General features: G+C 66.8%; 10 protein-coding genes. 8 read left to right on the top strand and 2 right to left on the bottom strand.

The window, feature by feature from the left end; all coding sequences use genetic code 11:
* Positions 1-36: 36 nt before the first annotated feature.
* Both ACOYJQ_RS14310 and ACOYJQ_RS14305 read right to left on the bottom strand, forming a co-directional pair.
* Positions 37-1,665, bottom strand: coding sequence for a hydantoinase B/oxoprolinase family protein (locus ACOYJQ_RS14310; protein ID WP_433459296.1), 1,629 nt, complete (start codon positions 1,663-1,665; stop codon positions 37-39).
* A complete protein-coding gene (locus ACOYJQ_RS14305) occupies positions 1,665-3,716 on the bottom strand; it encodes a hydantoinase/oxoprolinase family protein (RefSeq protein WP_433459295.1) in 2,052 nt (683 codons plus the stop codon). The genes ACOYJQ_RS14310 and ACOYJQ_RS14305 overlap by 1 nt, the downstream gene beginning before the upstream one ends.
* Positions 3,717-4,126: 410 nt before the next feature.
* On the opposite strand from ACOYJQ_RS14305, the gene ACOYJQ_RS14300 reads away from it, so the two are divergent.
* The 8 genes from ACOYJQ_RS14300 to aldA all read left to right on the top strand — a co-directional run bounded on the left by ACOYJQ_RS14300 (position 4,127) and on the right by aldA (position 13,792).
* Positions 4,127-5,668, top strand: coding sequence for an ABC transporter substrate-binding protein (locus ACOYJQ_RS14300; protein ID WP_433459293.1), 1,542 nt, complete (start codon positions 4,127-4,129; stop codon positions 5,666-5,668).
* 311 nt (positions 5,669-5,979) lie between these two features.
* Entirely contained in the window at positions 5,980-6,927 is a 948-nt protein-coding gene (locus tag ACOYJQ_RS14295) for an ABC transporter permease (RefSeq protein ID WP_433459292.1), read from the top strand.
* Positions 6,924-7,739, top strand: a complete 816-nt coding sequence (locus ACOYJQ_RS14290) for an ABC transporter permease (protein WP_433459290.1) — start codon at positions 6,924-6,926, stop codon at positions 7,737-7,739. Before ACOYJQ_RS14295 ends, ACOYJQ_RS14290 begins: the two co-directional genes overlap by 4 nt.
* A gap of 13 nt (positions 7,740-7,752) precedes the next feature.
* On the top strand, positions 7,753-9,636 hold the full coding sequence (locus ACOYJQ_RS14285; RefSeq protein WP_433459289.1) for an ABC transporter ATP-binding protein: 1,884 nt from the start codon (positions 7,753-7,755) through the stop codon (positions 9,634-9,636).
* Positions 9,637-9,638: 2 nt separating this feature from the next.
* Complete coding sequence (locus ACOYJQ_RS14280) at positions 9,639-10,952, top strand: NAD(P)/FAD-dependent oxidoreductase (RefSeq protein WP_433459288.1); 1,314 nt, start codon at positions 9,639-9,641, stop codon at positions 10,950-10,952.
* A 32-nt stretch (positions 10,953-10,984) separates the two neighbouring features.
* Positions 10,985-11,689, top strand: coding sequence for an SDR family NAD(P)-dependent oxidoreductase (locus tag ACOYJQ_RS14275; RefSeq protein ID WP_433459287.1), 705 nt, complete (start codon positions 10,985-10,987; stop codon positions 11,687-11,689).
* 80 nt (positions 11,690-11,769) lie between these two features.
* Positions 11,770-12,198, top strand: a complete 429-nt coding sequence (locus tag ACOYJQ_RS14270) for a Rid family hydrolase (protein WP_433459286.1) — start codon at positions 11,770-11,772, stop codon at positions 12,196-12,198.
* 109 nt (positions 12,199-12,307) lie between these two features.
* A complete protein-coding gene (aldA, locus tag ACOYJQ_RS14265) occupies positions 12,308-13,792 on the top strand; it encodes an aldehyde dehydrogenase (protein ID WP_433459285.1) in 1,485 nt (494 codons plus the stop codon).
* The last annotated feature ends 128 nt before the right edge of the window (positions 13,793-13,920 follow it).

Raw genomic sequence — 13,920 nt, 5'->3', positions numbered from 1 at the left:
TCACGCAAAGCGGCATCCGCTTTGCGTGAAAACGCTTCAGGCGGCGAAGCGGCCCTCGCGGATATCGCGCTTGCGCGTCTCAGGATCCCGCCGGCCGGCCGGGCCGTATCCGCCCGCCCCCGGCGTGACGATCTCGAGCAGATCGCCGGGCTTCAGGTCGGCGGAACCGTTCTCGAAGGCCCCGCGGTCGCCGTTGAGCGTGAAGTAACCGGAGGCGCCGCCGCCGCCGCCGTCCAGCCCCCACGGGCGCGAGACGAGGCGCGAGCCCATTACCTGAACGCGGCATTCCGCCTCGGCCCTGTAGACGCGCCGCAGGCCGAGGCCGCCGACGAAGGCGCCCTCGCCGCCGGAGCCGTCCACAAGCTCGTAGCGCATGAGCGTGATCGGGTATTCGGTCTCCATGGCCTCGACGGGCAGGTTCGAGGTGTTGGTCATGTGGACATGAACGCCGTCGAGGCCATCCTTGTTGAAACGCGCGCCGTTGCCGCCGCCGATCGTCTCCAGGTAGACCCAGAGCGACTTGTCCTCGCGGCGGCCGTCGAAGCTCGCGACCGCGACAGAGCCGTTGGCCGCGGCCGTCACCCGGTGAGGGACGACCTGCGCGAACGCGCCATGGATCAGGTCGACGACGCGCTGGCAGGCGGTGATGCGGCCATCGACCGCCGCCGGATGCGCACAACACAGGATCGTGCCTTCCTCAGCCGTGACGTGGATGGGCCGCGCCAGCCCGGCATTCGGCAGGATGGTGGGATCGACGACCGTCTTGACCGCATAATACACGGTGGCGAGCAACGCGGTGTACACGACGTTGAGGCCGGCGCGCACCTGCGGAGGACTCACGAAGTCGAGATGAACCTCGTCGCCCTTCACCTCGATCGTCACGGAAAACGCCAGCGGCACGGCCAGAGATTCGCTGTCGAATGTATCGCTGAAGCGATAGACGCCATCGGGAATCGCGCTGATGCCGGCGCGCATCTTGCGTTCGGCGTAGTCCATGAGCTCGGAGCCGGCCGCCAGCACGGTGCCGGTGCCGTATTTCGCGCACAGTTCCGCCATGCGGGTCACGCCGAGGCGATTGGCCGCCGTCTGCGCCCGCAGGTCCGAGATGCGCTCCGCCGGCACCTGGCAGTTCAGCAGGAACAGGCGCTGCACGTCCTCCTGCAACACGCCCTTGTCGTAGAGGCGGACGGGCGGGATGCGCAGGCCTTCCTGATAGATGTGCGCGTGTCCGCGATCGGCGAAGTCCGAATGGTGCGCGGTGTTGATGGCCCAGGCGACCAGTTCGCCGTCCGCGAAGATCGGTTCCGCCACCACGATGTCCGGCAGGTGCGTGCCGCCGCCCTCATAGGCGTCGTTGCCCATGAAGATATCGCCCGGAGCGATGTTCTCCGGCCCGTAATGCTTCAGCAGGTGGGGGATGAAATCGATGAAGCTGCCGAGGTGCATGGGAATGTGCTCGGCCTGGCACAGCATCAGCCCCTGCGCGTCGAACAGCGCGGTCGAACAATCGCGCCGTTCCTTGATGTTGGTGGAGTAGCTGGCGCGCACCAGCGCCTCGCCCATCTCTTCCACGATCGAGGCGAAGGCCGAACCGATCACCTCGATGGTGATCGGATTGAGGCGGCTTGCCGGGGCGACCTCGGCTTTCGGCGAGGACTGTTGCATTACCGGGACTCCAGAATGAGGTTCAGATAAGGATCGACGATGGCGACGAGCCCCGGAGGCAGAACGGTCGTGGTGTCCATCTGGTCGATGATGGCCGGGCCTTCGATCCGGTTGCCGGGGCGCAGCAGGTCGCGGTTGTAGAGCGTGGCCGGGATGAAGCCGCCGGCCTCCACCATCCAGACATCCCGCTTGCCCGTGACGGCGGCGCCGGCATCCGGGCCGGCATCCTCCTGCGGCGGGAACGCGGCCTTGTCGACGAGCCCGATCGCCGACAGACGGAAGGTGACGAACTGGATCGGCTCGTTCTCCGCGACGAACCCGTAGAGCTGGCGGTGGGCGTCGAGAAAACCCTGCCGCAGGGCATCGAGACTGGCCTGCGTCACCGGCCCCTCGGGGAGTGCGACCGGAATCTCGTAATTCTGGCCGACATAGCGCACGTCCACGCTGCGCTCGATGCGCCGCGCTTCGGTCGCGATGCCTTCCTGACCGAACCAGGCATCGGCCTGCGCGGTCAGGGCCGCATACGTCTCCGCCACCGATTCGGGGGTGGCGTCGCCGTAGCGGATCATCTGCGTGGCCGAGAAATCTGTGCGCAGATCCGTCATCAGCAGGCCGAGCGCGCACAGCACGCCCGGCGTGCGGGGAACGAGGATGCGCTTCATGCCCAGTTCGCGCGCCAGGCGCGCGGCGTGCACCGGACCTGCGCCGCCGAAGGCGACGAGGGCGTAATCGCGCGGGTCGTAGCCGCGCTGCACCGAGATGACGCGGATGGCCTTGGCCATGTTGGCGGTCACGATGTCGAGAATGCCGCTCGCGGTCTCCAGCACGCCCATGCCGAGCTTGTCCGCAAGCCGCGCGACGGCGGCGCGCGACAGCGACCGGTCGATCTTCATGCGGCCGTTGAGCAGATATTCGGGGTTCTGCGTCTGCAACAGCACGTTGGCGTCCGTCACGGTCGGCTCGTCGTTGCCGAGGCCGTAGCAGGCCGGCCCCGGATTGGCGCCGGCGCTGCGCGGACCGACCTTCAGATGGCCGCCGCTGTCGACATAAGCGATGGAGCCGCCCCCCGCACCCACGGTGTGGATGTCCAGCATGGGCGTCTTCAGGGGGTAGCCGTGCACCACGGCCTCGTTCACCACGCGGCAGCGGCCGCCGGTGAGCAGCGCCACGTCGGAGGAGGTGCCGCCCATGTCGAAGGTGATCAGGTCGTTGATGCCGGTCATGCGCCCGAGCGCCTGGGCCGCCACGACGCCGGTGGACGGGCCTGAGAGCACCGTGCGCACGGGCAGCTCCGCCGCCGTGTCGAAACCGATCACGCCGCCGTTCGACTGCGTCAACTGCGGCGCGACGGTGATGCCGAGGCCCGCGATCTTGCGCTTGAGCGCCTGCACGTAAACCTGCATCACCGGGCCGAGATAGGCGTTCACGACCGTGGTCGAAAGCCGTTCGAACTCGCGGAACTCGGGCGCGATGCGGTGCGAGACCGCCGCGAAGGCCTCCGGGAATTCCGCTGCCAGGATACGCGCCGCCGCTTCCTCGTGAGCCGCGTTGAGGAAGGAATAAAGGAAACAGACGGCGACCGAGCGCACGCCCTCTTGCTTGAGGCGGGCGACGGCGGCGCGGAAGGCTTCCTCGTCCAGCGCGGTCTCCACCTGTCCGTCGGCGAGGAGGCGCTCGGACACGCCGATGCGCAGGTCGCGCGTCACGAGCGTTTCGGGCTTGTCGGCCTGCAAGTCGTAGAGGTCCGGCCGCTTCTGCCGGCCGATCTCGAGCAGGTCGCGGAAACCTTCCGTCGTGATCAGGCCGGTTCGCACGCCCCTGCCCTGAATGAGCGCATTGGTGGCGACGGTCGTGCCATGGCCGAGGAACGAAACATCGGCGGCCGCGCCTTCGACGCGCTGCAACCCTTCCTCGACGCCCTGCGTGATTCCGCGCGACGGATCATCAGGTGTCGAGGACACTTTCCAGATCACCACCTCGCCCGTCGCGTCGTCGAATACGCAGACGTCGGTGAACGTTCCCCCGGAATCAACACCGATGCGCCATGCCATGAAACAGCTCCTTCACTGATCGGGACCCTTGCCGGGCCCCTTCCCGAACTGGTCATCAGCTAAGTCGAAGAGGTGGGAACTGTCAATTGAGTTCCGATAATCATATTAAAATTATTATTATATTCCATTTATCGGAATTTATGAGATGAAAAAGTTTCCTTCTGCCGCTTTCGGAGGCATCGGAAAATGCCCTTTATTCCTATATTTGGAATATATTCAAAAATGAAAACAGATAATCAGAATTGATTTGACGCTTCGCGAAATCGTACTTACTCTTTTCGGCGTGATGCGCGGGACCCGGGTCCTGAGGGACGGGCTGTGGCCCCGCACGGGATTTCCGCGCCGTCAGCGCGGCGCAAAACGCGTGCAGGAAGACAAGGTAAAACACAACACCACAGGGGAATCCGATAATGCTGAATCGCCGCATACTTCTGCAATCGCTCATGGCCGCCGCCATGGTAGCGCCCATGCCGTCCGGCCGGCTGCTCGCCCAGGGCGCAGGCAAGGGATCCGGCAAGAGATTGCGTATCGGTCTGTCGACCTATCCCGCGCATTTCCGCGCGTGGGTCAATGTCGGCTATGCCGGACATCTCGTGTCGGCCCTGCTGAACCGCAGCCTGCTGGCCTATGACACCGACGGCGCGCTGGTCGGCGAACTCGCCAGGAGCTGGGAGCGGGAGAGCGACCTGGTCTGGCGCTTCACGCTCGATGACGCGAAGTTCAACAACGGCCAGCCCGTGACCTCCGCGGATGTGAAGTGGACGCTGGAGAAGATCCTCGCGGAGGGCTCCGGCGCGCACATGCGTGAGCAGGCATTGCAGATCGACAGGATCGAGATCGTCGACGACCGCGTTTTCAAGGTGGCGACCAGGGAGCCCTCGGCGACGATTCCCGCCCTCATGGCCTATCCGTTCCTCGGCATCCTCGCCGCGGGCTCCACCGACGAGCAGGACCAGGGCATCGGCGCGGGGCCCTATGTGCTCACGGCGGCGGAGAAAGGGGTCGAGATTCTGCTCACCGCGTCCGAGCACTATTTCAGGGAAGGGCTGCCGACGTTGTCGGAGATCCACATCACGCCCTATGCCGACGAGAATCTGCGCGTGACCGCCCTGCGGGCGGGCGATGTGGACCTCATCGACTACGTGCCCTGGAACGCGATGAACGACATCGCGGCCACGCCCGGTCTCAAGCTGGACACGCAGGCCGCCGGCGCATTCATGTACCTGAGCTTCAACGGCTCGGGCGCCTTCGCCGATCCCAGGCTGCGGCAGGCGGTATCCTTCGCGCTGCGGCGCGAGGAATTCGTGCAGGCGGTGTTCTTTGGCCACGGCGCGCCGCTCGCGGGCGTGCCGAGACCGTCGGTCTCACCCTTCTTCGACAAGGAACTGGCGAACTTCTGGACCTATGATCCGAACAAGGCGAAAGCGCTGCTGAAGGAGGCGGGCCACGAGAACGGCCTGAAGGTCTCGCTTCTCTCGACATCGCAGTATACCATGCATCGCGATATCGCGGTCCTCGTGCAGAGCCAGCTTTCGGAGATCGGCATCGCCGTCGACCTCATCCTGCCCGACTGGGCGACGCGCGTGACGATGGGCATGCGCGGGCAAGGCGACTTCGCGGTTCAGGGCATCGGCATGGACAGCCTCGATCCCGACGCGACGAGTTCGCTCGTGGACCCCACGCGCGCGGCCCATTACAATTACAGCCGCGGCTTCGAGGTGCCCGGCCTGTCGGCCCTGCTGGCGCGCGGACGCTCGGAACTCGACGAGGCGAAGCGCGTCGCCATCTACGCGGAGGCGGACAGGCTCGCCTGCGAGTACGCCAGCTTCTGCGGCGTCTCCTACCGCGCCACCGGCTTCGCGCGCAGCAACAAGGTCGGCGGTCTCGAACTGCTGCCCGACCAGCTCTCGGTGTTCTCCGCCAACCTGTTCGACAGGCTGACGCTGTCCTGATCCCCGGCGGTGTATCCGGCAGGATGCGCCGCCGTCCGCCCTTCCCGTAAAAAGCCGCCGCGCGGGAGGCATCGCTCGCGTACCTCCCGAAGCGGATGCCGCCTGCCTCTCCCGAGGCCGTGGCGGGACAATACGCGGCAAGACAGTACATGGAGCCGTCCAAGCGCTTTCACGCGACGGCGAGGGTGCTCCGGAGCGCATTCCGATCGGACGGGATCGTTCGATCGACAAGAATTCGCTCGAAATCGAAGAATGAGAGAATGTCATCGTTTCGATGAAATGACGGCACGCTCTGGCGAGGTTCAAAATCGATGGCATGGTTCCTGCACCGTTTCCTGCTCAGCCTCGTGCTGCTCTGGGTCGTGACGACGCTGGTTTTCCTGTCGATCCACATGGTGCCAGGTGATCCGGTGGAGCTGTTGCTCTCGCAGGACGGCGGCACGCCCGACAGGGCCACTGTCGAGATGATCCGCAAGGATCTGGGGCTGGATCGACCGGTATACGTTCAATACGCCGACAAGATCGCCGGCATCGCGCGCTTCGACCTCGGGCGCTCGATCGTGGACGACAGCTCGATCGCCCAGGGCATCGGCCGGCGCCTGCCGCGCACGCTGGAGCTGATCGCGGCCGCGGCCGTACTCAGCCTGCTGATCGGCATTCCCTCCGGCGTCTATGCGGCGCTGCATCCCGGCCGGCTGTTCGACCGCGCCGCCTCCTACGCCAGCGGCTTCGCGCAGGGCGTGCCGGTATTCGTCGTGGGCACGCTGATGATCCTCGTATTCTCGCAGTTGCTGGGATGGATGCCGGCGGGCGGCTACGTCGCCTTCGAGCGCGATCCGGTCGGTCACTTGCGGTTCCTGGTGATGCCGGCGTCCGCCATCGCCATCGGGCTTTCCGCGGTGGTGTTCCGCATCACCCGCGCCTCGATGAAGGACGTGTTGCCGCTCGATTTCGTGCGCACCGCCCGCGCCAAGGGCCTGCCGGAAGGGAATGTCGTGCGCCGCCACGTGCTGCGCAACGCGCTGATGCCGGTGATCACGATCTTCGCGCTACAGCTCGGCGGCCTGCTGGGCGGGACGGTCCTCGTGGAATACGTCTTCAACTGGCCCGGCCTCTCGGGAATGCTGGTCGGGGCGGTGAACGCGCGCGATTATCCGATGGTGACGGGCGTCATCCTCGTGGTCTCGGCGTTGTTCATCCTCCTCAACCTGATCGTGGACGTCCTCTACGGCATCGTGGACCCGAGGGTGCGCAAATGATTTCAGCCTTTCGCAACACGCCGGCGGTGCTGCTCGCCCTTTTCGTTCTGCTCTGCCTGCTGGCGCCCGTGTTGCCGCTGCCCAATCCCGTCGCGGTCAGCGTCGCCGAGCGTTTCGCAGGCCCGTCGTTCGCCCATCCGCTCGGACAGGACGAATATGGCCGGGATCTGCTGTCGCGCCTCGTCTGGGCCTTGCGCAGCGCCATGTTCATCGCCTTCAGCTCCGCCTTTCTGGCCAGCGTCGTCGGCACCGCCCTGGGGGTGATCGGCGGCTATGTGCGCGGCCTGACGGAAATCTTCACCATGCGGGGCATGGACGTCATCCTGTGTTTTCCGCCGCTCCTGCTGGCGATGCTGGCCGTCACGCTCTACGGCCCCGGCCCCCTCACCCTCATCCCCGTGCTGGGGCTCGTCTTCGTGCCTTCCTTCACCCGCGTCGCCCACGCCAGCGTGCTGACGGTGCGCTCGCAGGAATATGTGGAGGCGGCGCGCGGCATGGGCATGGGCGCGGGGCGGATCATGCTGCACACCATCCTGCCCAACATCGTGGGGCCGCTGATCGTCCAGTTCAGCTTCGTGATGGCGATGACCGTGGTGCTGGAATCCGGCCTGTCGTTCCTGGGGCTCGGCGTGCTGCCGCCCGCCCCCTCGCTCGGCCTGATGATCGGCGCGGGACGCGCCACGCTCGCGCAGGCGCCCATGCTTCTGGTGTGGCCCTGCGTGGTGCTGACGCTGCTCATTCTCGTGCTCAACGCCTTCTGCGACAGGCTGCGCGATCATTTCGACCCGCGCAGCGTCAGCGGCGGCAACTGAACCGGGGGTATCAATGACACACACTTCCACCCCGACGCCGAACTCCCCGTCCGCTTCCGGCTCTCCGCAATCCCCGGTGCTGACGGTCGAAGGGCTGAATGTGGCGCTCCGCCGCGGCGAGACATGGAACGCCGTCGTAAGGGACATGAATTTCCGCATCGACGCCGGCGAAACGCTGGCCATCGTCGGAGAATCCGGCTCCGGCAAGAGCGTGACCTCGCTGTCGATCATGCAACTGCTGCCGCGGGGCATCAGCCGCGTGGACGGTTCCGTCAGGCTGTCCGGCCGCGAGCTGCTGGGGCTTTCGGCCGCCGACATGGTGCGCATCCGCGGCAGCGAGATGGCCATGATCTTCCAGGAGCCGATGACCTCGCTCAACCCGGTGCTCTCCATCGGCGAGCAGATCGCCGAGTCGATCCGGTTCCACCGCGGGCTCAACCGCGCGGCCGCGAAGGCGGAGGCGCTGAAGCTGATGGACCGGGTGCGCATTCCCGATGCCCGACGCCGCTACGACGACTATCCCTACCAGTTTTCCGGCGGCATGCGCCAGCGCGTGATGATCGCCATCGCCCTCGCCTGCAAGCCCCGGCTCCTGATCGCGGACGAGCCCACGACGGCGCTCGACGTCACGATCCAGGCCCAGGTGCTGGCGCTGATCAAGGAGTTGCAGGACGAATCCGGCATGGGCGTGCTGTTCGTCACCCACGACATGGGCGTCGTCGCGGAGATCGCGGACCGCACCCTCGTGATGTATCGCGGCGACCAGATCGAGACCGGCGCGACGGGAGACATCTTCGCGCGCCCGGCCCGGCCCTATACGCGAGCGCTGCTGTCGGCGGTGCCCGCGCTCGGTTCCATGCAGGGGTCGCCGCTGCCGCAGCCCTTCGCGATCTACGACAGCGCCACCGGCGAGGCGGGCGCGACGGCGCGAACTGCTCCCGACACCCGCCAGCCCGACGCCCCGCTCCTGCTCGATGCGCAAAACCTCGTCGCGCGCTTCAATGTCGGCAAGTCCCTGTTGCGCCGCGCGGCGGCGCGGGTGCACGCGGTGGAGAATGTCTCCCTTCAGGTCGCGCGCGGGGAAACCCTCGCGATCGTGGGGGAATCGGGATGCGGCAAGTCGACGACCGGACGCCTGATCGCGGGCCTGCAAAAGCCTGTTTCCGGCCGGATCGTGCTGAACGGCGAGAACATCGCCGGCCGCTCCCAGCGCCATATCAGCCGTCACGTCCAGATGGTGTTCCAGGATCCGTTCGCCAGCCTCAATCCGCGCCTCACCGTGGGCAAGGCGGTGGCCGAACCCGTCAAGGTGCACGGGCTTGCGGGCGGGCGCGAACGGCAGGAGATCGTGGCCGACCTGCTGCGGCGCGTGGGCCTGTCGCCCGACGTCGCCCGGCGGTATCCGCACGAGTTCTCGGGCGGCCAGCGCCAGCGCATCTGCATCGCGCGCGCCCTCGCTCTCAAGCCCGGCATGATCGTGGCCGACGAGGCGGTATCCGCGCTCGATGTGTCGGTGAAGGCGCAGGTGGTGAACCTGCTGCTGGAGCTACAGGAGGAACTCAGGCTCGGCCTCGTGTTCATCTCGCACGACATGGCGGTGGTGGAGCGCATCAGCCACCGCGTCGCCGTCATGTATCTCGGGGAGGTGGTGGAGATCGGTTCCCGCGCCGACGTATTCGGCAATCCGGGCCATCCCTACACGCGCCGTCTGCTCGATGCCGTGCCCATTCCCGACCCGGCGCGACGCCACAGTCGGCGCACCGCGGCCGCGCGGGAGCTGGCGAGCCCCATCCGGCCGCACGACTACGTGCCGCCGACGCGCGAATACAAGGAAATCAATCCTGGGCATTTCGTCCAGGTTCCCGGCCCGGAATGGGCCGATGAGTCCAGAGGTTGATCATGGCGCTGTCCATTCCCGTCGCCCCGTTCGAGGGCGATCCCTCCTTGCCTGAAAAGGTCGATGTCGCGATTATCGGCGGCGGCATCATCGGCGTCGTGACCGCGCTCACCCTGGCGGAGCGCGGCGTATCCGCAGCCGTGTTCGAGAAAGGGCGGATCGCCGGCGAGCAGTCGGGCCGCAACTGGGGCTGGGTACGGCAGATGGGCCGCGACGTGGCCGAGCTGCCGCTGACGATGACGAGCCTGCGGCTCTGGGGCGAACTCAACGAACGCATCGGCGCGGAAACCGGCTTCCGCCGCACCGGCATCACCTACCTTTGCTACAACAAGGCCGACCTCGCCAATTGGGGCGGATGGCACGAGAAGGGCAAGCAATACGGCATGGACTCGCGCATGCTGTCCGCCCGCGAGGTAACGGAGCTGCTGCCCGGCTCCGCCGGGGGCCTGCTCGCCGGCCTGCATACGCCCACCGACGGCAGGGCGGAACCGTGGATCGCCGCCCCCGCCATCGCCGAGGCGGCGCGGCGCAAGGGCGCGGCTATCCTTACCGATTGCGCGGTACGCGGCATCGAGACTACCGCGGGACGGCTCTCCGCCGTCGTCACCGAGCGCGGCACGGTGCGCTGCGACGCCGCCGTGCTGGCGGGCGGGGCCTGGTCGCGCCTGTTCGCCGGCAACCTCGGCATCGACTTCCCGCAGCTCAAGGTCATCGGCACCGTCGCGCGCGTGACAGGGGTGGAGGGCATTTCCGAGATGCCGGTCGGCGCCGGCAACTTCGCCCACCGGAAGCGGCTCGACGGCGATTACACGGTGGCGCTGCGCAACGCCAACATCGCCCCGATCCTGCCGGACAATTTCCGGCTCGCCTTCGAATACCTGCCCTCGCTTCTGGAGACCTGGCGCGAGCTGAAGCTGCGCTTCGGGCCAAGCTTCTTCAAGGAGCTGGCCGTCAAGCGCCACTGGTCCAACGACGCGCGCACCATCTTCGAGGAGGTGCGCACCCTCGATCCTGCGCCCAACCACGCCTTCACCCGCAAGGCGCTCGCCAACCTCTCGCGCGCCTTTCCGGCCTTCGCCCGCGCGCGCGTGGTGCAGGAGTGGGCCGGCGTGATCGACGTGACGCCGGACGCCGTGCCGGTCATCAGCGCCATCGGCACCCTGCCCGGCTTCTACATCGCCTCGGGCTTCTCGGGGCACGGCTTCGGCATCGCCCCGGCGGCCGGCCAACTCGCGGCCGACCTCGTGATGGGAACGACGCCCATCGTCGACCCCAGGCCGTTCGGCATCGCGCGGATGCGCCCCGGACTCAAGTGATCCGCAAGCTCAAGTGATCCGGGAGACGGACGATGACGGAGAACATCACGCGACGGGTGGCGATGATCAGCGGCGCGTCGCGCGGCATCGGCGCGGCCATCGCGCAGCGCCTGGCCGACGCCGGCTGGGCGGTGAGCCTCGGATTGCGCAATCCGGGCAACTGCCCCGTCACCGGCGAAGCCGTCCTTGCCAGCCGTTTCGACGCCGAGGAACCCGCCACGGAGGCGGCCTGGGTCGCGCAAACGCTGGCGCGTTTCGGCCGTCTTGACGGTCTGGTGCACAACGCCGGCATCATGCTGCCGACGCCGGTGCTGGAAGCGACGGATGCGGAGTTCGACCGCATCTTCGCCGTCAACGTCCGCTCGCCCATGCGCCTGACCGCGCTCGCCTGGCCGCATCTGGCGCGGGACGAGCCCGGACGGATCGTGCTCATGGCCTCGCTGTCCGGCAAGCGCATCAAATCCGAAAAATCCGGCCTCTACGGCATGTCGAAATTCGCGCTGATGGGGCTCGCGCACGCCTTGCGCCAGAGCGGGCGCGACAATCGCGTGCGCACCACCGCCATCTGCCCGAGCTTCGTCGCCACCGACATGAGCCGCACGCTGACACGGGAGGACGCAAGCGCCCTCACCCGGACGGAGGACATCGCCCGGATCGTGCACACCGTGCTGGAATTGCCGCCAACAGCAAGCATCGCCGAAATACCCGTCCACTGGACGGTGGAGGAATGCTTCTGAACTACCCGGGAAGTTCTTCAGGGAATTTTCCCGGAACTGTCCGTCCCCAAAGCATGACCTGAAACCGAGAGGATGTTTTCATGACGACCCCGCAGATCACCAAGCTTAATTCCGGCAGCCCGATGGAGACCCGCGACAGCTATTCCCGCCTCGTGGTGGTAGACAACTGGATATTCGGCTCCCTGACCGCGGGCCGCAACTACCAGACGCGCGAGCTGTCGCCGGACCCGGCCGAACAGGCGCGGCAGTGCATCGCCAACATCAAGGGCGCGCTCGAAGCCGTCGGCTCCGGCCTCGCGGACGTGGTGCGCGCCAATATCGTCATCCCCTCGCGTGAGGACATTCCCGTCGTGCTGCCCGTGGTGGCGGAAGCGTTCCGGGGCATCGATCCGGCCAACGTGCTGACCTGCGCGCCCCTGTCGTTGGCGGATTTCAAGGTGGAAATCGACATCACCGCCTATCGCGGCGCGGGAGCCGCTCCCCAGCAGCGTCTCAAGGTCACGCTCTGACGGCAGGAACGGCGCACGGGCTTTCGCGCGCCGGAAACAACATTAAGCAAGCCGCGGACCGGCAGGGGCGCATGCCCGAAACCGGTCCCGTTCAACGGAGGAAACCAGCATGCCGTCAAACCGTTTTCCACGCCCCCGCGCCGAGCGTTTCGCCAGCGCGCAAACGGACTATCGCAACTTCGTCGACGGCGCGTTCGTCGACGGCGCTGCGGGCCTTATCGACGTCACCAACCCGGCCGACGGCGCCCTGCTCGGCCGCATCCCCGAGAGCGGCCCGGATGTCGTGGACGCCGCCGTGACCGCCGCCCGCAAGGCCCAGCCCGCGTGGGAGAAGCTGCCCGCGATCCAGCGCGCCGGCCATCTGCGGCAGATATCCGCAAAAGTACGCGAACACCGGCTGGAACTCGCGGATATCATCGTGAAGGAACAGGGCAAGATACGCGCGCTCGCGCAGGTCGAGGTCGATTTCACCGCCGACTATATCGACTACATGGCCGAATGGGCGCGGCGCCTCGAAGGAGAGGTGCTGACGAGCGACAGGGCCGACGAGACCATCTTCCTGCTGCGCAAGCCCATCGGCACGGTGGCCGGCATCCTGCCGTGGAACTTTCCGTTCTTTCTCATCGCCCGCAAGCTCGCGCCGGCCCTCGTGACGGGCAATACCATCGTCATCAAGCCGAGCGAGGAAACGCCCATCAACGCCTTCGTGTTCGCGGAACTCGTGGCGGAAACCGATCTGCCGCGCGGCGTCTTCAACCTCGTCGGCGGGCGGGGAGCGACATCGGGCGAGGCGCTGGTCACGCATCCGGGCATCGATCTCGTCACCTTCACCGGCAGCGTGGGGACCGGCTCGCACATCATGCAGGCCGCGGGCAGAAACCTGACCCGCGTCAATCTGGAGCTGGGCGGCAAGGCCCCGGCCATCGTGCTCGCCGATGCCGACCTCGATCTCGCGGCAAAGGCCATCTACGATTCGCGCGTCATCAACACGGGACAGGTCTGCAACTGCGCCGAGCGCGTCTACGTCGAACGTCAGGTCCATGACGCGCTGGTGGAGAAGCTCAAGGCGCTGTTCGAGGCGACCCGTTACGGCGATCCTTCCGCGGAAGAAGACCTTCACATGGGGCCGCTGATCAACCGGGCCGGTCTTGAGAAGGTCAGCCGGGCGGTGGAGCAGGCGCGCGGCGACGGCGTGACGATCGTCACCGGCGGCAGGATCGCCGACAGGCCCGCCGGCTTCCATTACGAGCCGACGCTCATCACCGGCGCCCGCGCCGACATGGATATCATGCGGCGCGAGACCTTCGGCCCCGTGCTGCCCGTTCAGGCCGTCGACAGCCTCGACGAGGCCATCGCCCTGGCGAACGATTCCGAATACGGCCTCACCTCGTCCATCTACACGAGCAACATCAACGCCGCGCTTCGGGCAAGCCGGGAGCTGAAGTTCGGCGAGACCTACATCAACAGGGAGAATTTCGAGGCCATGCAAGGCTTCCACGCGGGACGCCGCAAGTCCGGCATCGGTGGCGCCGACGGCAAGCACGGCCTTTACGAATTCACCGAGACGCACGTGGTCTATATTCAGGGGCGATAGTTCGCCATGACGGGTTGCTCTGGAACTCGCCTGAAAACGGGTCCCGGCGGCAAACGGCGGTCGGGTTTCCGGCCGCGCCAGCCCGCCCGTCGTCGTGTCGACGCCGTTCGACCATCGACCGGCGGCCC

Source organism: Pseudochelatococcus sp., from assembly GCF_050946405.1.
GTDB lineage: Bacteria > Pseudomonadota > Alphaproteobacteria > Rhizobiales > Beijerinckiaceae > Pseudochelatococcus.
The sequence above is the reverse complement of the archived record's forward strand: the minus strand, read 5'-3'. Positions and strand labels throughout refer to the sequence as shown.

Coding starts and splice junctions, on each gene's coding strand:
- ACOYJQ_RS14300 (WP_433459293.1), top strand. CDS start 4,127: ATGCTGAATCGCCGCATACTTCTGCAATCGCTCATGGCCGCCGCCATG.
- ACOYJQ_RS14275 (WP_433459287.1), top strand. CDS start 10,985: ATGACGGAGAACATCACGCGACGGGTGGCGATGATCAGCGGCGCGTCG.
- ACOYJQ_RS14310 (WP_433459296.1), bottom strand. CDS start 1,665: ATGCAACAGTCCTCGCCGAAAGCCGAGGTCGCCCCGGCAAGCCGCCTC.
- ACOYJQ_RS14280 (WP_433459288.1), top strand. CDS start 9,639: ATGGCGCTGTCCATTCCCGTCGCCCCGTTCGAGGGCGATCCCTCCTTG.
- ACOYJQ_RS14285 (WP_433459289.1), top strand. CDS start 7,753: ATGACACACACTTCCACCCCGACGCCGAACTCCCCGTCCGCTTCCGGC.
- ACOYJQ_RS14290 (WP_433459290.1), top strand. CDS start 6,924: ATGATTTCAGCCTTTCGCAACACGCCGGCGGTGCTGCTCGCCCTTTTC.
- aldA (WP_433459285.1), top strand. CDS start 12,308: ATGCCGTCAAACCGTTTTCCACGCCCCCGCGCCGAGCGTTTCGCCAGC.
- ACOYJQ_RS14270 (WP_433459286.1), top strand. CDS start 11,770: ATGACGACCCCGCAGATCACCAAGCTTAATTCCGGCAGCCCGATGGAG.
- ACOYJQ_RS14295 (WP_433459292.1), top strand. CDS start 5,980: ATGGCATGGTTCCTGCACCGTTTCCTGCTCAGCCTCGTGCTGCTCTGG.
- ACOYJQ_RS14305 (WP_433459295.1), bottom strand. CDS start 3,716: ATGGCATGGCGCATCGGTGTTGATTCCGGGGGAACGTTCACCGACGTC.